Origin of the sequence: Amycolatopsis iheyensis, from assembly GCF_024703995.1 — a bacterium.
Lineage (GTDB): Bacteria > Actinomycetota > Actinomycetes > Mycobacteriales > Pseudonocardiaceae > Amycolatopsis > Amycolatopsis iheyensis.
Genome location: NZ_JAMXQV010000023.1, coordinates 152,458 through 172,253, shown reverse-complemented (window position 1 = coordinate 172,253; position 19,796 = coordinate 152,458). Strand labels below are relative to the sequence as shown.

Here is a 19,796-nt window from a genome sequence, read left to right as displayed (position 1 = left end):
CGCAAACGCTGGACGATGCGCTGGAAACCCGCGTTGAACGCGTTCGAGATCGCGTTCGACGGCCGCCTGGCCGCCGGACGCAAGTAGATCCTTTCAACCCGAGTTACACCGCTCGTTTGACAGACCCTACCTGGAGGGTCGGTTCGCCGGAACTCGCGTGATTGAAGCCGGAACTGGCGTGATTGAAGGCGGAACTCGCGTGATCAGAAGGGCATCTCGCGTGATTGGGGAGGCATCACTCGTGATTGGAGGGGCATCACGGGTGGACTTGTCAGGCGGGGACTGGGCGGGTTGAGCCGATTATTGCCACCGCGTTGCCCGCTCGGGTGATGTGGACTGTGAAGTCTGCGCCTTCGCGGCTGAAGCGGGCGATCAGCTCGCGTGGGGTGCTGCGGTCGTGGGCCTGCCAGCCGCGCTGTTCCAGCGTTGGGCGGACGACCTCGGTCAGGCGGCGTTCCGGCTCGCCGGGGTGGTCGAGCCGGACGCCGTACTGCCAGCACCGCACCTGGCCGGGGCGGGTCGGGTCGCAGTCGAGCTCGCCGTCGACCGTGCGGTCGGCCGTGGGGCCGAACACCGCCGCGACGCTGTCGATCACGTCCGTCAGCTCGCCCGCCAAGCGGTCCAGGTCCGACGCGGTCATCGCAGCACACCCCCGTCGTTCAGGAACTCGACGCCGTGCTCCAGGATGCCATCCGGCTGGAAGGTGCCGTCAAGGGTCGTGGGACCGCTGGTGACGACGCGGTAGATGTTCGTCCACGACTCCGAACCCGGCTTCAGCACGTCACTGTGCGAGGACAGCCCCCACAGCTGGTCCCCGGACGCGGACCGCCCGGTCTCCAGATCGGTGACGCCGGGGAAGGTGTCCGGGTCCGCGCCGTGCCCGATGCCGGTCCACTCCAGGCCCCACGCGTTGCCCTGGGCGATCTCGATCGGGTCGAGCGGCGCGGTCATCGAGTACCGCTGGACGCCCGCCTGGCTCGCCGGCAGGTCGGCCGGCGACCAGACGCCGTGCCCCATGCCCGCCGACTCGACGTGCAGCACCCGGTCGACGTCGAGGCCCTGGGTCTCGGCCAGCCCGACCGTCGCGCCGCCGTAGCTGTGCCCGATCGCCGTCAGCGCGACGTCGGAGCCGGCGTGGCTCGCGATCTCGCCGCGCAGGTCGTCGGTGAAGTGCTTGAGGTCGGGCGCCATCGCCTCCGCGTAGCTCGCGGAAGGACCCTGCACCACCGGGTTCTGCGGGAACACGCCGTCGGCCCAGACGACCATCGCCGTGCGCCCGGTCGGGTCCGCCGCCACCAGGCTGCGCCCGAGTCCGGCGTAGGCGTCGAAGTTGGACATCTGCGTGTTGACGCCGGGGACGAACAGCCCGACGTTGCGCGTGCCCGGCTCGATGTGCCCGACCAGCTCGGCGATCCGGCCGTTGCCCGCCGGGTCGAACTTCAGGATCTGCCGGTTGTTCGCCAGGATGTCCTCGTACAGCTTGATCCGCGACTGCGACCGCGCGATCTCGTCGGCGTCGGTGAGCGACGCCAGCCGGGTCCGTTCCGCGGTCAGCGCGTCGGACACCTTCGTCCGGTTGGCGGCGATCGCCTGCGCCCACGCGCCGGTGTCCGCCGAACCACCGATGCCCGCGGGGTTTCCGGCGGGCGGCAGGGGATCCTCGGGCAGCAGGGCCCGGTACATCGCGGCGATCTGCGCGTCGGTGCGGCGATAACCCGCCGCCGACGCCGTCAGTCCGTTTTGGACTGTCTGCAGGTGCGACACCTGGGACTCGAGCTTCGAACCCAGCTCGGTCATGGTCTTTTCGAACGTCTTGGCCGCGGCCTTGGCCTCGTCGACCTGGCCGAACGCGGTGGCGGGCACCTTCTCACCCGCAACCGCCCGCTGCGCCGAGGAAAGTGCCTCGGCGAGGGTGCCGTACTGGCCGGCCACCTGGTCGAGGCGGGCCGGGGCGACGCGGTATCCAGCAGCCGTCACGGCCCGCCTCCAACTAGAGAGTGACTCAGTACGCTTCCGGCTCTTCGCCGATCACCGGAGGCGCGACCGGGGCCGACTGACCCCAGACGTTCTCCGTTTCCACCAGCCACGCGGGAATCCGGCGCCCGGACCCCATGTCGCCACTGCCGCCCATGCCCATCGGCATCATGGGCATCATCGGCATCGCGCCCTTGGCCGCCGACGCCGCCGCGGCTCCGGCCGCGCCGCCGGCGAGCCCGCTCAGCGCGTTGCCCGCGCCGCCGTCGCCGGCCAGGCCGGAGTGCGCCGCCGGGCCGTCCGCGCCGCCGCCGATGCCGGCGCCGCCGGGAATGCCGCCCGCGCCGCCCAGCGAAGGCGCGTCACCGCCGCCGATCGGGATGCCGCCACCGGCCCCGCCCTCGACGCCGGCGCCACCGCCGCCGAGCTTCGTGCCCGGCGCCTCGTCCTTGTTCTCCTTGGGGTCCTTGCCCGACGCCCACCCGGGCACCTTCGGCATGATCGACCCGAACCGGCCGAACGCGGCGGCCGAAGCCGCGGCGAGCCCGGCGGTGAACATGTCGCCGAACAGCGGGTTCGACGTCGGCACGGTCGTCCCCGGCTGCTGCGGGGTGCCGGTCGAGGGCAGCGGGTGCCCGTCGCCCGGGGTGACGACGACGCCGGGGTCGGTGACGCCGTTGCCGACGAGCCCGGGCGAACCGGCGCTCCCGGCCCCGCCGCCGGCGGGCGGCGCGGTCGGCGTCTCGACGGCGTTCGGTGACGCCGGGATCGAGTCTTCGGCCACCGTGTACTCACCGGCCAGCTGGGTCATCACCACGATCGCCTTGCCGTGCGCGTTGCCCGCGGCGTTGGCGGCGGACTGCTGCGCCTCGACGTTGGCGATGGCCTGCTGGCGCTGCTGCGCCGCGGCCTGCATGACGGCGGGCGAGGCGTCCGGCGGCAGCAGCGGCGGGTTGACCGCGAGCGCGACGTCGGCGGGGGAGACGTCCGGCACCGAAACCGGCGGCGGCATCTCCTTCTTGGCCTTCACCAGCGCGTCGGCGGCGTCGTCGAGCATCACGTTCATCGCTTCGGCGGTCTGCGCCACCTTCGAGATGCCGTTCGCGAGGTCGACGATCATGTGCTGGTACTGATCGGCGGCGCCACCGGTCCACTGGTCCTTGAACTCGGTCAGCTCGCCGTTGAGGTTGTGGGCCTGCTCGTGCAGGTGCAGCGCGGCGGACTTCCACTTGTCGGCGGCGTGCCGCGCGCTGTTCGGGTCACCCGCCTGCAGCATCGCGTACAGCTGCTGGTGGCTGTACGCGGCGAAGTTCGTGTGCGCGGTGTTCGTCATCCCTTGCGGCTCCCGTCCGAGTCGCCCAGGCCGAGCAGGCCGAGCACGGGGTCGAGCAGGCCGGTGACGGCGCCCGAGGTGTGGAGGTCTCCGGCGACCGCCTCGTCGGCGTGCTGGTAGCCGTCGGCGACCGTGGTGGTGACGTCCTGCGCGAACCCGATCGCGCTGCGGACCTGGTCGAGCACGCCCTGCATCTCCGCGACGGCGGCGCGGTGGGCCTCGGCCAGCGAGCCGGCCTCGCCGAACTCGCCGAACAGCAGCGGCTCCTGGCCGAGGGTGAGCAGGAAGTCGTTCGGCTTGGCCATCGCGTGGATCTGGGTTTCCAGCTCCCGCACGAAGTCCTTCAGCGATTCCAGGTGGACGTAGTACGACTGGTCTGGCATCGGGTCCCGGCTCTCTGGGTCGCACGCTCTGACAGTGGGAAAGCCGGTCGGCCGGTGCGAGCGGGGGGTTTCCCGCACCGGCCGACCGACGTCTGGGCGCGGATCAGCCCGCGAACAGTCCCTGGTTGCGGTTCTCCAGCGACTGCTGGAGGTCGTGGGCCTCGCCGACCTTGCCGCCGAACTGGGCGATGATGGCGACGATGTCCGCGGTGGCCTGGCGCAGCCGGGTCTCCGACTGGCGGGCCGCGTCACCGGCGGAGCTGCCGGAGGCGTACCAGGTCGCGGTGATCGGCTGGAGGTTCTGGTGCAGCTGCTCCAGCTGCGAGGTGAGGGCCTTGGCCTTGGCGGCCAGGGACGCCGAGCTGTGCTGCAGCGCGGCGAAGTTGATTTCGACGACGTCGGCCATCGATCAGTCCTCTCAGGTCAGGGGTTGAGGCGGGGGATCACGCCCGAGCCCTCGAGGGTGTTGCCGACCCCCTGGAAGCTCTGGTGGACGTCGGCGTCGCCGCGGCCGTAGTTCTGGTGGCTGGTGTGGACGAGCTGCGACATGGTGTCGAGCTCCTTGACCGCCACGGTCATCTTCTCCTGCAGGCGCCGCTGGAGGTCCCAGAACGCGACAGCCTGGTCACCCTTGTAGTTGCGGAGCGCCTCGGTCAGCTCGGACTCCAAGCTGGCCATCGTGGACTTGGCGTTCGTCGCGGTTTCCTCGAAACCCTGGACGGCGCGCGTCATGGCAGCGGAATCTGCCTGGAATCCCGGACTGGACATCGACGGGCCACCTCCTTCCTGAAGCGAATAACCCCTGGCGCGGTGGTCCGCGCGGTGTGAAACTCACGCTAGAAAAGAGCGTGGTGTGGTCAAACGGCACAACTGCCGGTCGCGGTGACGGCTTTTATACCCACAGGGATCACCCCGCCCGCGCGTCTGCCGTGGCAGACGGGGAAAACCGCAGGTCGGCGCGGTTCTGCCGAAATTCTGAGATCCGCCCGGTAGACCCGGAGGCCCCGGGCGAAAGGCGGTCGAGATGGTCCACCCGCAGGCACTGCTGGACGAGCTGGGGCGCGCCCCGGACGTCCCGGCGTTCGAACTCGGCTCGCGGGTCACCACCCGCGGCGCGCTGCGGGAGCTCGTCGGGCGGTGTGCCGCCGGCCTGCGGGCCGCCGGGATCCGGCCGGGTGACGGGGTCGGGCTCGCCACCGGGGTCACGCCCGAAGGGTTCGCCGCGCTGGTCGCCGTGCACGTGCTCGGCGGCCGCGCGGTCGCGGTGCGGGCCGGGCTCCCGGAAGCGCAGGTGCGCCACGTCCTCGGCGACGTCGCGGCGGTCGTCGTGGACGGCTCCGTCGAGCTGGGTGCCGCCGGGGTGCCGGTCCTGCGGCTCGACGACGTGCTCCGGGCGGACTACGCCGAGCCGGTGCCGCGGGGGCGGCCGGACGACATCGCGACGGTCGTGTTCACCAGCGGCAGCACCGGCGTCCCCAAGGGGGTGGCCTACAGCTACCGCGCGCTGACCGAGGGCCGGGTGTGGCAGCCGCCGGCACCCGGCTCCGCCCACGCGCGGCTCGGCGAGAAGTTCGGCCGGTACCTGCTGTTCGGCTCGCTCGCGAGCGCGGTGATGGTGGAGCAGCTGGCGTTGTCGCTGTTCGCCGGCGGCACCGCCGTGATCCCCGAAGACCTGCCGGACTTCCCGTACATCCTGCCGCGGCTGCGGATCACGGCGGCGCTGACCACCGTGCCCCGGCTGATCCAGGTCCTGGACGTGCTGCGCACCGAAGACGTCGACCTGAGCGGGCTGCGGATGTTGATGGTGGCCGGTTCCCCGGTGCCGCCGCACAAGCTGGCCGAGGCGGCCCAGCGGGTCGGGCCGGCGATGCACCACGCGTACGGGCAGACCGAGACCGGGATGCTGACCGTCTGCCGGGCCGACGAGGGCCCGGGCTCGGTCGGGAAAGCTTGTGACGCCGTCGAAATCGACGTCCGCGCCGGCGGCGAGATCTGGGTGCGGACGCCGTCGGCGTTCGCGGGGTACTGGCGGGACGAGGCGGCCACGGCCGAAGTGCTGCGCGACGGCTGGGTGCGCACCCAGGACCTCGGGCATCTCGACGCGGCGGGTTACCTGCACCTGTCCGGCCGCGCCCGCGACGTCGTGATCGTCAACGCGATCATCCACTACACCGGCCCGATCGAGCGGGCGATCGCCGCGCACCCGGACGTCGACCAGGCCTACGTCGTGGCGGTTCCGGACGAGCGCACCGGCGAGGCGGCGCACGCGTTCGTGGTCCCGGCGCCCGGCCGGTCACCCGAGCCGGCCGCGCTGCGCAAGGCGGTGGCGGCGGAGCTGGGCGAGGCGGCGGTGCCGGCGCGGTTCACGTTCGTGGGCGCGGTTCCGGTGGCGCCGTCGGGGAAACCGGACAAGGCGGCGCTGCGGCAGTCCATTGTGGACTAGAAGTGGGTGGTCACCCCGAAGGCCTCGCGGAGGTGGCGCATGTCCGCGAGGTCGTGCGGCCGGGCGTCGTAGCCCTGGTGGAAGAAGACCTGCTGGGCAACGGAAACGCACGGCACTTCGACGCCGAGGACTCGGCCGGTGACGAAGCAGTCTGCGGGGTACGGAAAAGTCGCGCCCTGATCGTCGGCGGCCTGGGTGGCCGAGCCGTCTTCGGCGAAGACGAGCGGGTGCAGGTCCAGTTCGGTCCGGCCGTCGGAAAGCACGAACCGGACCGGGCGCAGGTCGAGGGTTTCGCGGTAGCCCAGGCCGTCGAGTGCCGCCAGCACGGCGGGCTCCTGGTCGGCGCGGTGCAGCAGGTCGAGGTCGCGGTGTTCGCGTGTCCGGTGGCCCAGAAGCGCGTCGATGCCCCAGCCGCCGGCCAGCCACACCCGCGCCGGGCGAACGGCGTCGAGCACGCGCAGCAGCGTGCCCGCGTCCATCATGGATCGGCACGCAGGTCGGTGATCACCTTGGCGACGCGACGCTGCCGGGTCTCTTCGGTCTTCGCTTGGCCGATCGGCAGCACGAACCGCTGCTTCGCGCTGTAGGAAAGGCTTTCGAACCGGGCCCGCGCGATGTCGTCAGCGGCGAGCGCCGCGGTCAGGTCCGGCGGGATCTCCAGCACCCGCGGCGCGGTGTCGAGCGCGATCTCCACCTCGACGTCGTCGCCCGCGGCGACGCCGGCCTTCTCGCGGTTCTCCGCGCTCAGCGACAGCAGGAACTGCCCGGCCCGGCTCGCGACCGTCGTGCGGTAGGTGTGCCCGCCGAGCGTCACGGTGACCGCGGGCTTCTTGCCGGCGCCGAGCGCTTCGACGACCTCGGCGGGAACCGGCAGGCCGGTCGCGGTCTTGCCGCCGAGCAGCACCTGGGTGCGGAACTTCATGGCGCGAGTATGCCGCGGGAAGGCCGAAGCGGCCTCCCCGCGACACTCCGTCAGACGCCGGCGGTGGTGCGGATCCAGCTGCGGCTCGAGTCGATGCTCGCGTAGTTCTGCGTGCCCTGCGGGTTCGAACCGGAGTTGTTGCCCGTCGAGCAGACGCCCACCTGGACGCCGTTGTAGAGCTGCGGGCCACCCGAGTCGCCGTGCCACGCCGAGCCGTTGACGCCCTGGCTGGCGATCGCGCGGCCGCCGAACGCGTCGGTGCTGGTGCCCGTCACGCGCACGTTGGCCGCCTTGAGGGTGCTCGAGGGCGGGCTGGTGCCCTGCGTGCGGCCCCAGCCGTAGATCTGGTTGGTCGAGCCCGTCGGCGGGTTCCCGGTGCCGAGCTTCATGAAGGTCGTGTTCACCGCGGTGCTCAGGTGCAGCAGCGCGATGTCACCGTTCGGCGAGGCCTTCTGCTGGTCGACGTTCGCGTTCGTGCCCTGCTGCAGCGTCACGTTGCCGACCTTGACGTGCATGCCCGGCGAGTTCAGGCAGTGCTGGGCGGTGAGCACCCACTGCGGGGCGATGATCGTCCCCGAGCACTCGAAGCCGCCGTAGGTCGTCACGTTGTTCCAGTAGATCTGGGCGCCCCACGGCGCGGAGGAGACGGTGCTCCCGCCGATGATGTCCTCCTGGGCGTTCGCCACTCCCGCTGAGACCAGACTCAACGCCGCGGCGGCAGCACCCACCGCGGCAACAGCCCTCGACATTCGCATGAAAATGCCCTTCGGCCCAGGTGATCCGGATATCCGTCCCGAACGGGACGACCAGCTCAAACTAAAAGCCGTGAAGGATTCGCGAAACCTACCGAAGTCGGGTAATCGCTGTCAGCGACAGGTCTGGGCCACGGCCGGGTCGTGGTCGTAGCGGAGACCGGTGCGCCCGACCGCGTGCACGAGGTTGTCCCAGAACCGGCCGAACGTCAGCGGCGCCCGGACCGAGTCGAGCATCTCCTGGTTGTGCGGGCACGCCAGGGTGCGGCGGATCGCGTCGAGGTGCTCCGGCGTGAAGTCGCCCCGCGCCGCCAGCTCGGCCGGCGACGTCCCCTGACCGAACTGGGCCGCCTCCCAGTCGATGCCCGCGTACTTGTTGTGGCCGATCCGCCGGTCCGCGTACGGCGTGGTGTGCGCGGCGACCGGGTTCGACAGGCCGATCGGGTCGTGCACCCACATGTCCAGCGGCAGCAGCTGGCCGGGTCCGCCGATGTTGAAGAACGTGACGACGCTGTGCCCGTTCGACGACGGGTACCGGTGCCAGCTGCCGTCCTTCGCCGGCACGAAGACCGACGGCGTCGGGTCCGCCGCCAGGAGCGCTTCGATCGGGCGGGTGATCACCGTGAACTGGTCGAAGTCCTCGGCGAGGATCGGGTGGACGTGGTGGCTCTCGGACACGTACGCGGCCCGCTCGTCGGCGATGCCCAGCGTCTCGTTGAACGGCTTCGCCAGCGGGGTGTAGTCGGTGCGCAGCCAGCCCGCGGCGACCACCGCCCACGCGCCGAGCGCGAGCGCGGGCACCACGGTGGCCCGGGTGAGCTTGACGACCAGCACCGGCAGCAGCAGGCAGAACAGTGCGGGCAGCAGCATCCGGGCGTGCATGAAGTCGCCGCCCACGCGGACCACGTAGAGCGCCAAGGCGGCCGCGCCGACCACGGGCACGGCCACGACGACCGCGACGCGCCGGTCGATCCGGGTCCGCAGCAGGGCCAGCCCGCCGAGCAGGACGCACAGGAGGAGCGGGACCCAGAGGTAGTACGGGTCGGTGAAGTCGCGCAGGTACGCCCAGCCGCGGCTCCACAGCGTGTTGGAGGCCTCCTTGACCAGGGCGGTGTTCGGCGTGAGCAGGCCGTAGTAGCCCATCCGGAAGATCTGGTAGGCGACCGGCAGGGCCGCCGCCACCGCCACCCACGCCACCGCGCGCAGCCAGCCACGCCACTCGAGCACCAGCAGGCCGAGGCCCGCGACCGCGGTGAACAACGCCAGGTCGGGGCGGACGAGCACGCCGAGGCCGACCACCAGCGCGGTGACCCACACCGGGCCGGCGGGGGTGTTGCGCGCGTGGCGCACGAGCAGCCACCAGGTGACGCCCAGCCACAGCGTGATCAGGCCGGTCTCCAGGCCGGAGGTGGCGAAGTCGCGGAACGGCGGCAGCGCGATCAGCACGAGCGCGCCGGCGGGCGCGACGAACGTGGGCCGCGCCGCCCCGACGAGCCGCCGGGTGCCGTCGAGGGCGAAGAGCAGGCCGCCGGTGGAGCACAGCAGCCCCATGACCACCGCGAGCCACTCGAGCCGCAGCCCCGGGATCCAGGCGAACACCGCCAGCAGGTACGTCCAGAGCGTGCTGGTGTTGGACTCGACGCGCTCACCCATGTTGAAGACCGGGCCGTTGCCGTCGAGCAGCTGGCGGACCGTGCGCAGGACGATCAGGCCGTCGTCGCTCATCCAGCGCCGGTTCCAGGCGAGCACCGCGAACAGGGCGACGGTGAGCCCCAGCGCGAGCCAGTTCCAGAGCCGCGCGCGCCCGCCGCCTTCGGTCTCGTCGACGGGCGGAGCGGGGGTCTCGTCGGCGACGACCGTGCTCATCTGCGGGAAGCTCCTTGGGCCGAAGGTCCCGGGCGCACCACGGGGTTCGCGGCTCCGGATGATCGATGCGCCGCTCGCGCGCACTTTACCAACCAGCGAAAACGGCCCGGGCCAGGGGGAGTCCCCGGCCCGGGCCGTCGTTCCCGCGCGGCTCGCTACATGATCGTGATCGCCCGGGGCAGCGGAACCTCGCTGTTGTAGGCGAAGTTGTCGTGCCACTTGACGCTGGTGCCGACGAACTTGGTGCCGTCGGACACCGCGACGTAGACGTCGGCGGCGGTCCCGCGGGTGAAGACCGCGATGTCGGCCTTGCCGTCGCCGTTGAAGTCGCCGGTCGCGGGGATCTCGCCGTCGAGCCCGAAGGCGTCGTGCCACTTGACGCTGTTGCCGACGAACTTCGTGCCGTCCGACAGCGAGACGAACACGTCGGACGTGGTGCCGCGGGTGAACGTGGCGATGTCGTCCTTGCCGTCGCCGTTGAAGTCGCCGACCGCCGGCTGCTCGCTGTTCCACGCGAAGCTGTCGTGCCACTTGACGCCGTTGCCGACGAACTTGGTGCCGTCGGACAGCGCGACGTAGACGTCGGCGGTGCTGCCGCGGGTGAAGACCGCGATGTCGTCCTTGCCGTCCCCGTTGAAGTCCCCGATCGCGGGCAGCTCGGTGCCGTAGCCGAAGTCCCCGTGCCAGAGCGCGCCGGCGCCGAACTTGGTGCCGTCGGAGAGGGCGACGTAGACGTCGCCGGAGGTGCTGAGCGTGAAGGTGGCGATGTCGTCCTTGCCGTCGCCGTTGAAGTCGCCGACCATCGGGACCTCGCCGTTGGGGGCGAAGTAGTCGTGCCACAGCACGCCGTTGCCGTCGAACTTGGTGCCGTCGGACAGCGCGACGTAGACGTCGCCGGTGCTGCCGCGGGCGAACGTCGCGACGTCGGCCTTGCCGTCGCCGTTGAAGTCACCGGAGAGCGGGATTTCGCTGCCGACCGAGAAGCGGTCGTGCCACAGGACGCTGGTGCCGGCGAACTTCGTCCCGTCCGAGCCGGCCACGAAGACGTCGCCGGCGGAGCCGCGGGTGAAGGTGGCGATGTCGGCCTTGCCGTCGCCGGTGAAGTCGGTCAGCGACCGCGCGCCGGTCGTCACCGAGAACACCGGGCTCATCGTGCCGGTGGAGGAGACGATGAGGTAGGACCAGGTGGTCTTGGCCGTGGCCGAGTGCAGGAACGTCGTCCCCGGCGTCTCGGCGACCCGCAGTTCCGCGGCCGGGCTCGGCGTGCCGTTCGGGCTGGCGTAGACGGAGTAGCTGGTGGCCCCGGCCTCCGGGGTCCAGGACAGCGTGACCCCGTGACCGACGGCCTTCGCCGTGCCGACGATGGCCTGGCCGCGGATCCAGGAGGTCAGGTCGTCGACCCGGACACCGGTCGTACCCTGCTGGGTGCCGGTCTCACCGAAGCAGCCGTGCTGCCAGGAGGTGCCGGTGACGGCGACGACGGTGCCGTCCGCGCGGTAGACCGGCCCACCGGCGTCGCCCTTGCAGGCGTCGACCCCGCCGGCCCCGGTCAGCGCGAGGGTGGTCGCGGTGCTCGTGGCGGCGGTGAACGCGGCGACGTGCGCCTCGTTGGGCACCCACTCGGTGGCGGTGCGCCCCCAGCCGGCGAGCGTCAGCGTGTCGGACGGCCCGGGCACGCCGGCGGCGGCGCTGAGCTTGAGCGGCGTGACGTCGGTGACCGCGGTGTCGATCCGGGCCAGCGCGACGTCGCGGTCGGTGCGCTTGACCAGCGAAGTCACCTTCGCGGTGTGCCCGCCGACGGTGACGGTGACGGGCTTGACCGCCGGGTCGTCGGGGAAGCAGCTCGCGGCGGTGAGGACGAGCGCGGGCTCGACGAGCGCGCCACTGCAGGCGCGTCCCTCCGCGGTGAGCTTCGCGGTGAAGCCGATGTTCGTGCCGGCACCGCCGGGGACGGCGCTCGCGGGAACCGCCGCCAGCAGACCGGCGACGACCACCGCCGCCGAGACCGTGGCGGCTCTTCGGGAGTTGATCACGGGTTTCCGTTTCTCTCAGGGGTTGGCGATGCAGGAGTCCGGCGCGGCGGTGACGCCGGTCGCGGGCGTTGCCGCTTCGCGAGCGAGGGATTGCCGTCGGCGACCACGACCGCAGTCGGGCGGGCGGTTCTCGCGCTGCGCATGGTTTTGGTGTCCTTCTCCGGTGGGTCAACCGGGATCCGGTACTGGTCGGCGGCGAAGTCCTCGCCGACCGTGCGGAATGCACGCGGCATGGTGTTCGCTCACCGAAATTTCGGCGCGTTCGGCCGAATGGCGTGAAGAAGCGCTCCCCGTTTCCCCGCCTGGTATTCCTCCCCTAGTCGACCCCGCCTGACCTGTCCATACGCCGAATGTCGCAACCGCTGTGACGGCGGCCGCAGGCGCGGAAAAGGTCCCCTCTCGGGCTTTTGTCCGTTTCCGGGTAATGACTGGAAACGGCTGTTCGCCCGTTGATCCCATCGTTGACGGGGAAGGGGCATTACCGGAAGCATCGGTGATGTACCTCACATTCCGGCCGTCGAGGTGGTTGGTTAGTGTGTGAAAGCCTGCCCTCTTCGGGGTGGTGCTGAGGGGATATTTCTATTTATTTGGCGAGCCGCTTTTTGTGGTGTTCGCAATTCTTTCGCGCGACCGCTTGGGCGCGTGGGTGTAGGCCCGTAGCCGGTTGGCTGCGGGCCTGTCCCATGTTCGGTTGTCAGGCTGCGGTGGGTATCGGTTGGTGGAGGTTGTTGCGCCGGGGTTGTCGGCGCTTGTCCAACCACACCGGCGGTAAGAACTCCGGAAGCCCGTCAGCCGCGATGCGGACCTCCCACCCGGAACGATGCAGCAACCGGTGGTGGTGAGCGCACATCAACGCCAAGTTCATCAAGTCCGTCGGGCCACCGTCAGCCCAGTGCCGGATGTGATGACCCTGGCAATGCCGCGGTGGACGATGGCAACCCGGGAAGGCGCAGCCGCGGTCACGCAGGTAGAGGGCGTTGCGGATATGGGTGGGGATCAAGCGACGGGCACGGCCCAGGTCCAGCGGGGCGCTGGCGCTGTCGAGGACTGCGGGGATCAGCCTGCAGTCGCAGGCATGGATCCGAGCCTCCGCCGCGCTCATCGTGCCGGTGTCACCCAGCAGGGCCGTGCCGAGGCCGGAGGTCAGATTCTGCAGCGGGATGGTGACCATCACGTGGGCTCGTTCGCCGGCCTGGGTGGGCAGGTCGGGGGTATTCAACGCGAGGTCGATGGCGTCGGAGAACGCGTCGCCGTAACGCTCGGCCGGGGACCGGTGGTCCTCCGAGCCGCGCCGCTGGGCCAGCGAGTCCAGCAGCGCGCTGGCCCGGGTGCCGGTCTCGTCGTCGAGATGACCGGACAGTTCCCAGATGCCGGTCTTCTTGCGGCGGAGGGAGAGTTCGCGCTGGGGGGTGGCGGGTTCGGTCTCCTCGGGCGCGGTGCCGTCGGGGTCGAGGTGGGCCACGATCCGCGCGCCCAGGGCCGCGACCTGCTTGTGCCCGGAGTCTTCGGCGAAGCTGAGCAGACTCTGCTCGGCTTCCTCACGGTGCTCGGGTGGGATCTGGGTCAGTGTCGCGACGATTGTGTCGATCATCGGGTTGCTCAGCGAGCCAGACGCGGCAACCGAGCCGGTGGCGGGAGCGATCGCCGGGATCGGGGCGCCGTCGAGAGCGCGGGAGGGATTGATGGTCCGGGCGCGCTTGAGGAGCTTCTCGGCGGTCGATTTGGGGATGTCGGCCAGTTGTGCCAGCAGGTGGGGAACGGAGCGGTAGCCGAAGAGTTCCAGGACGCCGCGGGTTTCGATTTCCACGAGCAGCGTCCCGAGTTCGGCTTCGGCGGTCCGGACGACGCCCAGCAGAGTGCTGATCCGGTCGGCGAGGGCGACCGGATCGGCTTGCCAGGCGAAGTTTCTGTCCACACCCCAAGATTACCGGGGTTCGAACACCAGTTCATCACACGATCAGGTGGCAGGTTAACGAACCGTCCGGACCACAGAACACCAGCCACAGCAGCAAAGCTAGGGAGAGATTCGTTGCGTGGGGAATCGGCGCTACCGGCCACACCAGGAATAGACCACAGGGCGCCGATTTCCCACGCCCCGGCGAAGCCGTATCAGTAAAATCAGGGAAAAGTCAGGAATCCACAGGCTTAGTCCAAGCAACTTGAACAAGCCCAGTCCCATAACGCCGAGAAACAAGAGTACCCCGCCCAGGAGGCTGCAAAGAAGGCTTCACATCAGCAAGCAAAGCCCCTTCATCCTTGGTCCCAGACATAACAAGCCCAGGAGAACCAAGCTCTCGCAACCGCTGAAGAACGGGCTCGAAGAGAGCCCGCCCAGCCCCACCGGACCCCCGAACGATCACAAGGTGCAACCCGATATCCCGAGCTTGAGGAAGGAACTCGAGCAAGGGCTGCAAGGGATTCCGCCCAACGGTGGCAACAAGCTCATAGTCATCGACAAGCACGAAAAGCTCAGGCCCCCGCCACCAGGACCGGTTCCGCAGCTGCTCGGGAGTGACGGAAGGCCCAGGCAACCGGTTCCGCATGGCGGTAGCACACTCACCGATGAGATCGGTCAGCTTCCCTTCAGCACCGGCATAACCGAGAAGGTGCTCCTCGGACACAGCCCCGAGCAACCCCCGCCGATAGTCGGCAACGATGATCGCGGCTTCCTCGGGCGAGTAAGCCGAAGTGATCCCGTGGGCGAGAGCACGAAGCAGCGAACTCTTACCGGACTCGACGTCGCCGAAGGCCACAAAATGCGGGTCGGCGGCGAAGTCCAGGTGAACCGGCCGCAACGTCGATTCCGCGATGCCCAGGGTGACCTGCCGCGAAGGAGCAGCGGGAAGGGTGTCCAGAGGCACTTCGGGCGGCAGCAGCCGGACCTGAGGAGCCCGCGGCCCCTTCCAAGCATCGGAAATCCGCCGGGTCAGGTCGACACCCCCGGCGCCGATCGTCTCCGGGCGCTGGTCGGCGTCGATGCGGGGCAACGCCGCCAGGAAGTGCAGTTTTTCGGCCGTGATGCCACGTCCCGGCCGGTCCGCCGGGACGTTCACCGCCACCTTGCGGTCGATCGACGAGTCCTGGGGGTCACCCAGCCGCAGCTCGAAACGGGTGCCGATCGCGTCGCGCAGCTGGGCGCGGACGCCGATCCACTGGTTCAACGAGACGATCACGTGGATGCCGAACCCGAGCCCGCGCGCGGCCAGCCCGGTGATCTGCTCCTCCAGCTGCTCGTACTCCTGGCGGATCGTGGTCCAGTTGTCCACGAACAGGAACACGTCGCCGAACTCGCGGCCGTCCGTGCTCTCGGTGAACTCGGCGCGGCGCTGGCGGAACGTCGTGATCGACTCGATCCCGTTGGCGGCGAAGAACTCCTCGCGCTGCTCCAGCAACGTCGTGAGCTCGGCGACGACCCGGCGGCAGCGCTGCGCGTCGCGGCGGGTGGCGTAGCCGGACGTGTGCGGCAGGCCGGCGATCGGGGCGAGCGCGCCGCCGCCCATGTCCAGCACGAAGATCTGCACTTCGGCCGGGGTGTGGGTGAGCGCGAGCATGCCCGCGATGTCCTTCATCAGCGTCGACTTGCCGCTCTGCGGCGCGCCGACGATCATCGCGTGGCCGGCGGCGCCCGAGAAGTCGGCCCACAGCATGTCCCGGCGCTGCTCGAACGGCTTGTCCACCAGCGCGACCGGGATCGTCAGCTTGCCGTTGCCGCCCCAGCCGAGCGGGCACAGGCCGCGGGCGGCGTCCTCGCCCAGCGGGGGGAGCAGCTGGTCCAGCGTCGGCGGTTCGGCCAGCGGCGGCAGCCAGATCTGGTGCGCCGCCGGCCCGCGGCCCTCGAGCCGGGACAGCATCGCGTGGATGATCGTCTCGCCGGTGCCGTCGACGACGGGGGCGTCCGAGACTTCGGTGGTCACCGGGATCTCGACCGGCGCCAGGGAGAACGGCAGCACGCCGAGCTCCTGGCCGTCCTCGCGGACGACCGTGCTGCGCGGCGGCAGCTCTCCGGAGACGTACGCCGCCTTGAGCCGGATCAGCGTTTCCGTGTCGGACTTCAGGTACGCCGACCCCGGCACCGGCGGCAGGTGGTAGGCGTCGGCGACGCCCAGCACCGTGCGGCTCTCGGCGGCCGAGAACGTCCGCAGGCCGATCCGGTACGACAGGTGCGAGTCCAGCCCGCGCAGCCGCCCCTCCTCGAGCCGCTGTGACGCCAGCAGGAGGTGGATGCCGAGAGATCGTCCGAGCCGGCCGATCGCGACGAACAGGTCGATGAACTCCGGCCGCGCGGACAGCAGCTCGGAGAACTCGTCGATGATGACCAGCAGCGACGGCAGCGGGTCGAGCGTCACGCCGTCCGCGCGCGCCTTCTCGTAGTCGCGCACCGAGGCGTAGTTCCCGGCCGCGTGCAGCAGCTCCTGGCGCCGCAGCAGCTCGCCGTTCAGGGCGTCGGCCATCCGGTCGACGAGCGCGAGGTCGTCGGACAGGTTCGTGATGACGGCGCAGGTGTGCGGCAGATCGGTCATGCCGGCGAACGTCGCGCCGCCCTTGAAGTCGATCAGCGCCAGGTTGAGCGTCTCCGACGAGTGCATCACGGCGAGCGCCGTCACCAGCGTGCGCAGCAGCTCGCTCTTGCCGGACCCGGTCGCGCCGATGACCAGGCCGTGCGGGCCCATGCCGCCCTCGGCCGACTCCTTGAGGTCCAGGTCCACCGGGCGGCCCTCGGGGTTGACGCCGAGCGGGATCCGCAGCCGGTCGCGGGCCGCGCGCGGCGCCCAGGTCACCGTCGTGTCGGTGTCGCGCGGGTCGCCGATGCCGAGCAGCCCGGCCAGCCCGAACGTCGACGACATCGGCTTCTCGCCGACGACCGCGGCGGGCGTGTGCAACGGTGTCAGCATGCGGGCCAGCGCCTCGGCGGCGCCGCGGTCGAGGACGTCCGGGCGGCCGAGGAAGCCGAGGCGCTGCTCGGTCGCGTCGCCGACGACCATGCCGAGCGACTCGGGCTCGGTGTGCAGGCTCAGCAGCCGCTCGGTCGAGTACGTGCGCGGGTGCTCCTGGCCGATCTCGAGCACCGTGACGCCGAGGCGGCCGTCCTCGCCGATCAGGCGGGGCTCGCCGTGGGCGTTGCCGCCGTCGACCACCACGATCAGGTGCGGCAGGTCGAGCTCGGCGGCGCGGCGGCTGAACGCGGGGCGTTCGCCCAGGTCCGCGCCGAGCAGCTCGGCCAGGCCGGCCGCCGAGTCCGCGGCCAGCCGCCGGGAGCCGACGGCGTCGGACGCGCCGGCCGCCGTCGCGTGCGGCAGCCACTTGGCCCACTCCCAGTCGTGCTGCCGGTCGGCCGGCACGCACAGCGCGACCCGCAGGTCGGAGGGGGAGTGGAAGGCGACGAGCTGGCAGACCAGCGCCCGCACCAGGCCCAGGACGTGCGGCCGCCGGCCGGCCACGGTCACCGCGGCGAACGAGCGCAGCGACAACGCCACCGGCAGGCCGTCGACCGTCGAGTAGGTGCGGATGAAGTGCTTGAGGCTGGTGGAGGACACCGGGTCCAGGTCTTCCAGCGGCACGGTCTGCGGGGCCTTGAGCGGGGTCGCCAGCCGCTGCGGGCCGGTGCCCGCGCGGACCTGCGCGAACTGCGGGTCGGTGCGCCGCCGGTCCCAGAGCTTCCCGGTCTCGACGTAGGCCCACAGGTCGGCCGGGTCGGGCTGGACGGCGATCATGGCCGCGCGCTGGCCGTCGGCGATGTCGCGGACCTGGGCCCGCAGGCCGGAGAGATAACGCTGGTAGTCGCGGCGCTCGTCGTTGATCTGCGCTTTCTTGGCCATGCCGCCGCGCCCGAGCGACATCACGACCATGCCGCCCATGGCGCAGATGAACAGCGCGCCGAAGATGTAGGTCATCACCCCGCCGTCGCGTCCGATGTAGACGAACGACATCGCGCCCATGCCGAGCATCATCGGCAGGAACATCATCAGCTGCAGCATCCCGCCGGAGCTGCTCTTGGGGAGCATCGGCGGCGACTGCAGCACGATCTCGGTAGGGCGCTCGGGCGAGAGGCTCATACTGCAATGCTCCAGCGGATCGGGGTGGCTCTCACCGGTATTTTGGCCACTTGCCGACACGGCGCGGTGGGTACTTTTGCCGTCCGCCCGCTTCCGGGGCCGAACTTACGCTCTGCCGAGCAGCCACCCGCGGAAGGAGAGCCATGGCCGGCGAGTACCGGGCTGAGCCCGAGGCGATGCGCTCGTCCGTCGGCAACGTCGGGGGCATCATCGCGCACGGCATCAACGCCGTGGCCGACCTCGAACGGCTGGTCGTGCAGCCGGTGTCGTTCGCGGGGTTCGGTAGCGCGGTCGCCGCCGCGAACGCGGCCCTGCACTCCAGCCAGGTCACCGCCGTCCGCACGCTCCTGCAGCTGCTGCAGCAGATCAACGCGCTCGTCAAGGCCAGCGCCGACGCCTACCAGGCGGCGGACCGCGACGCCGCCGCCGGCTACGGCGGTGGCCACGACGGGTCCACGACACCCACGTCGTCGATCTGGGGGAGCCCGCACGCGTCCGAGCTGGCCACGCTGGCCATCAACGACAGCGCGGGCGCCCACGGCGAGCCGTCCTCGGTCGGCAACGTGCTGCGCTACCTGGGGGACGCGCAGCTGGGCCGGCTCGGCGACCACCCGATCACCGACACGCGCTTCCACGGTGTCGCCGACTTCAACGACTGGCTGGCCGGCGACGCCGACAACCAGGCGCGGGTCGGGCTGATCGAGGTCTACGCCGGCACGGCGCGCACCTTTTCCGACGTTCCCGGCGGCGTGCACAGCGGGGACGTCGTGGTGGTCGAACCACTGCTGTTCTCCGACCGCCAGCCGGTCATCGGCGTCGCCGGCGACGGCGGCCGCCTGTACAACCACGGGCTGCTCGACGCCCGCATCAGCGGGCTGGCGAAGGTCAGCGTGTACCGGCCCGCCTCCGTCGTCTGATCGTCCTGTGCTCACCAGAGAGAACTTGTGAGGTCCGATGCTGACTTTCCCGAACTCCAGCGCGATGGACGCGACCGCGTCGTCGGGCGGGCCGATCACCATCCTGCCGCAGATCGTCACCGGCCAGCCGGAGCAGATCGCGCAGCACGTGCTCGACCTGGTGAAGAAGGCCGAGCAGTTCCTGAGCATGTACACCGAGCTGAACAAGGCCGCCGACCAGCTCGGCAAGATCTGGTCGGGCGCGGCGAGCGAGTCGGCGCTGAAGAAGATCGGCGACTCCCTCAAGCAGCTCGAGACGATCATCAACGTCGTCCAGAAGGGCGCGGAGCTGCTCGGCATCTCCGGCACGCTGATCAAGACGGCGCAGCAGGCCTACCGCTCGGTGGTGGCCGCGGTGAACCCGACGGTCGCCTCGCTGATGTCGAACCCGTGGACCTACGGTGCGGCGGTCGCTTTGTCGACGGCGACCAGCGCGTCGCTGCGCGCGTTCATCACCGCGATCGGCGCGCTGCTCAAGGCGCTCGGCGCGGGTGACCTCGCGCAGCAGGTCACGCAGCTCGCGCAGGTCATCGGCGCGATCGAGAAGCTCTTCCACCACGACTCCGGCAGCTCGGGCGCCACGACGCCGTCGATCGGGAACACCCCGGTCACGGCGCCCCAGGCCCCGCCGTCGGTGGCAAGTCCGGCCGGGCAGCAGGCAGCGTCGTCAGGAAGTCCCACCCCCGGCGGTGAGGGGATCCCGCAGCAGCCTTCGTTCACCGACTACACCCCGCCCGCGCTCGCCAGCTCTTCGCCGAGTTCCAGCGGCGGCGCGACGACGCCGGTGACCGGCAACGGCACCCCGCTCGACCCGTCGAACAGCTGGATCGCGGTGAACCCCGGCCAGAACGGCGCCACCGTGCCGACGCAGCCGTCCCCGGTCACCCAGCCGGCCCCGGTCACCGGCGGCGCGGGCTCGATCGGTGGCGCGAACGAGGTCACCATCCACACGAACCTCACCACCGGTGAGTCCACTGTGGAGGCTCCGGGCGGCCAGGACTTCGACATCGACATCGCGATGGACTACAACGGCAAGCACTTCAGCCAGCACGTCGGTTACGACGCGGCCGGGAACTAGCCC

Annotated in this window: 16 protein-coding genes; 3 read left to right on the top strand and 13 right to left on the bottom strand. The window is 70.7% G+C overall.

From position 1 onward, the window contains the following. Positions 1–271: 271 nt before the first annotated feature. The 6 genes from M8542_RS36000 to M8542_RS35975 all read right to left on the bottom strand — a co-directional run bounded on the left by M8542_RS36000 (position 272) and on the right by M8542_RS35975 (position 4,458). The gene (locus tag M8542_RS36000) at positions 272–640 is read right to left on the bottom strand and encodes a hypothetical protein (RefSeq protein ID WP_257924793.1); all 369 of its coding nucleotides are present in this window, start codon (positions 638–640) and stop codon (positions 272–274) included. Beyond that, the gene (locus tag M8542_RS35995) at positions 637–1,977 is read right to left on the bottom strand and encodes an alpha/beta hydrolase (protein ID WP_257924792.1); all 1,341 of its coding nucleotides are present in this window, start codon (positions 1,975–1,977) and stop codon (positions 637–639) included. Before M8542_RS35995 ends, M8542_RS36000 begins: the two co-directional genes overlap by 4 nt. Positions 1,978–2,002: 25 nt before the next feature. Next, complete coding sequence (locus M8542_RS35990) at positions 2,003–3,307, bottom strand: WXG100 family type VII secretion target (protein WP_257924791.1); 1,305 nt, start codon at positions 3,305–3,307, stop codon at positions 2,003–2,005. Then, the gene (locus M8542_RS35985) at positions 3,304–3,690 is read right to left on the bottom strand and encodes a hypothetical protein (RefSeq protein ID WP_257924790.1); all 387 of its coding nucleotides are present in this window, start codon (positions 3,688–3,690) and stop codon (positions 3,304–3,306) included. Before M8542_RS35985 ends, M8542_RS35990 begins: the two co-directional genes overlap by 4 nt. Positions 3,691–3,793: 103 nt before the next feature. Further along, entirely contained in the window at positions 3,794–4,096 is a 303-nt protein-coding gene (locus M8542_RS35980; protein WP_020644701.1) for a hypothetical protein, read from the bottom strand. A gap of 17 nt (positions 4,097–4,113) precedes the next feature. Then, positions 4,114–4,458, bottom strand: a complete 345-nt coding sequence (locus M8542_RS35975) for a WXG100 family type VII secretion target (RefSeq protein WP_155541946.1) — start codon at positions 4,456–4,458, stop codon at positions 4,114–4,116. Between the two features lie 256 nt (positions 4,459–4,714). On the opposite strand from M8542_RS35975, the gene M8542_RS35970 reads away from it, so the two are divergent. After that, a complete protein-coding gene (locus M8542_RS35970; protein WP_257924789.1) occupies positions 4,715–6,133 on the top strand; it encodes a class I adenylate-forming enzyme family protein in 1,419 nt (472 codons plus the stop codon). On the opposite strand, the gene M8542_RS35965 is transcribed toward M8542_RS35970, so the two are convergent. From M8542_RS35965 to eccCa, 7 genes are all read right to left on the bottom strand, one after another. Then, the gene (locus M8542_RS35965; RefSeq protein WP_257924788.1) at positions 6,130–6,615 is read right to left on the bottom strand and encodes a nucleotidyltransferase domain-containing protein; all 486 of its coding nucleotides are present in this window, start codon (positions 6,613–6,615) and stop codon (positions 6,130–6,132) included. The two genes, M8542_RS35970 and M8542_RS35965, sit on opposite strands and share 4 nt — an antisense overlap. Continuing rightward, positions 6,612–7,055, bottom strand: a complete 444-nt coding sequence (locus M8542_RS35960; protein WP_257924787.1) for a YdeI/OmpD-associated family protein — start codon at positions 7,053–7,055, stop codon at positions 6,612–6,614. Before M8542_RS35960 ends, M8542_RS35965 begins: the two co-directional genes overlap by 4 nt. Before the next feature lie 50 nt (positions 7,056–7,105). Continuing rightward, positions 7,106–7,810, bottom strand: a complete 705-nt coding sequence (locus tag M8542_RS35955; protein ID WP_372508692.1) for a S1 family peptidase — start codon at positions 7,808–7,810, stop codon at positions 7,106–7,108. A 111-nt stretch (positions 7,811–7,921) separates the two neighbouring features. Beyond that, positions 7,922–9,673, bottom strand: coding sequence for an arabinofuranosyltransferase AftB family protein (locus M8542_RS35950; RefSeq protein ID WP_257924785.1), 1,752 nt, complete (start codon positions 9,671–9,673; stop codon positions 7,922–7,924). Between the two features lie 155 nt (positions 9,674–9,828). Next, entirely contained in the window at positions 9,829–11,706 is a 1,878-nt protein-coding gene (locus M8542_RS35945; protein ID WP_257924784.1) for an FG-GAP-like repeat-containing protein, read from the bottom strand. A 694-nt stretch (positions 11,707–12,400) separates the two neighbouring features. Then, the gene (locus tag M8542_RS35940; protein WP_257924783.1) at positions 12,401–13,621 is read right to left on the bottom strand and encodes an HNH endonuclease signature motif containing protein; all 1,221 of its coding nucleotides are present in this window, start codon (positions 13,619–13,621) and stop codon (positions 12,401–12,403) included. A gap of 214 nt (positions 13,622–13,835) precedes the next feature. Further along, positions 13,836–17,759 (bottom strand): type VII secretion protein EccCa, encoded by a 3,924-nt coding sequence (gene eccCa, locus M8542_RS35935; protein WP_257924782.1) that lies wholly within the window; start codon positions 17,757–17,759, stop codon positions 13,836–13,838. A gap of 143 nt (positions 17,760–17,902) precedes the next feature. Between eccCa and M8542_RS35930 the strand changes: the two genes are divergently transcribed. Together M8542_RS35930 and M8542_RS35925 are read left to right on the top strand one after the other, a co-directional pair. Beyond that, the gene (locus tag M8542_RS35930) at positions 17,903–18,676 is read left to right on the top strand and encodes a WXG100 family type VII secretion target (RefSeq protein ID WP_257924781.1); all 774 of its coding nucleotides are present in this window, start codon (positions 17,903–17,905) and stop codon (positions 18,674–18,676) included. A 37-nt stretch (positions 18,677–18,713) separates the two neighbouring features. Then, entirely contained in the window at positions 18,714–19,793 is a 1,080-nt protein-coding gene (locus tag M8542_RS35925) for a hypothetical protein (RefSeq protein WP_257924780.1), read from the top strand. Positions 19,794–19,796 lie beyond the last annotated feature (3 nt).

What these genes read in the sequence shown, in the direction of transcription:
- M8542_RS36000 (WP_257924793.1), bottom strand. Translation starts at nt 640, where the DNA reads ATGACCGCGTCGGACCTGGACCGCTTGGCGGGCGAGCTGACGGACGTG.
- M8542_RS35990 (WP_257924791.1), bottom strand. Translation starts at nt 3,307, where the DNA reads ATGACGAACACCGCGCACACGAACTTCGCCGCGTACAGCCACCAGCAG.
- M8542_RS35985 (WP_257924790.1), bottom strand. Translation starts at nt 3,690, where the DNA reads ATGCCAGACCAGTCGTACTACGTCCACCTGGAATCGCTGAAGGACTTC.
- M8542_RS35980 (WP_020644701.1), bottom strand. Translation starts at nt 4,096, where the DNA reads ATGGCCGACGTCGTCGAAATCAACTTCGCCGCGCTGCAGCACAGCTCG.
- M8542_RS35975 (WP_155541946.1), bottom strand. Translation starts at nt 4,458, where the DNA reads ATGTCCAGTCCGGGATTCCAGGCAGATTCCGCTGCCATGACGCGCGCC.
- M8542_RS35970 (WP_257924789.1), top strand. Translation starts at nt 4,715, where the DNA reads ATGGTCCACCCGCAGGCACTGCTGGACGAGCTGGGGCGCGCCCCGGAC.
- M8542_RS35965 (WP_257924788.1), bottom strand. Translation starts at nt 6,615, where the DNA reads ATGATGGACGCGGGCACGCTGCTGCGCGTGCTCGACGCCGTTCGCCCG.
- M8542_RS35960 (WP_257924787.1), bottom strand. Translation starts at nt 7,055, where the DNA reads ATGAAGTTCCGCACCCAGGTGCTGCTCGGCGGCAAGACCGCGACCGGC.
- M8542_RS35955 (WP_372508692.1), bottom strand. Translation starts at nt 7,810, where the DNA reads ATGCGAATGTCGAGGGCTGTTGCCGCGGTGGGTGCTGCCGCCGCGGCG.
- M8542_RS35950 (WP_257924785.1), bottom strand. Translation starts at nt 9,673, where the DNA reads ATGAGCACGGTCGTCGCCGACGAGACCCCCGCTCCGCCCGTCGACGAG.
- eccCa (WP_257924782.1), bottom strand. Translation starts at nt 17,759, where the DNA reads ATGAGCCTCTCGCCCGAGCGCCCTACCGAGATCGTGCTGCAGTCGCCG.
- M8542_RS35930 (WP_257924781.1), top strand. Translation starts at nt 17,903, where the DNA reads ATGGCCGGCGAGTACCGGGCTGAGCCCGAGGCGATGCGCTCGTCCGTC.
- M8542_RS35925 (WP_257924780.1), top strand. Translation starts at nt 18,714, where the DNA reads ATGCTGACTTTCCCGAACTCCAGCGCGATGGACGCGACCGCGTCGTCG.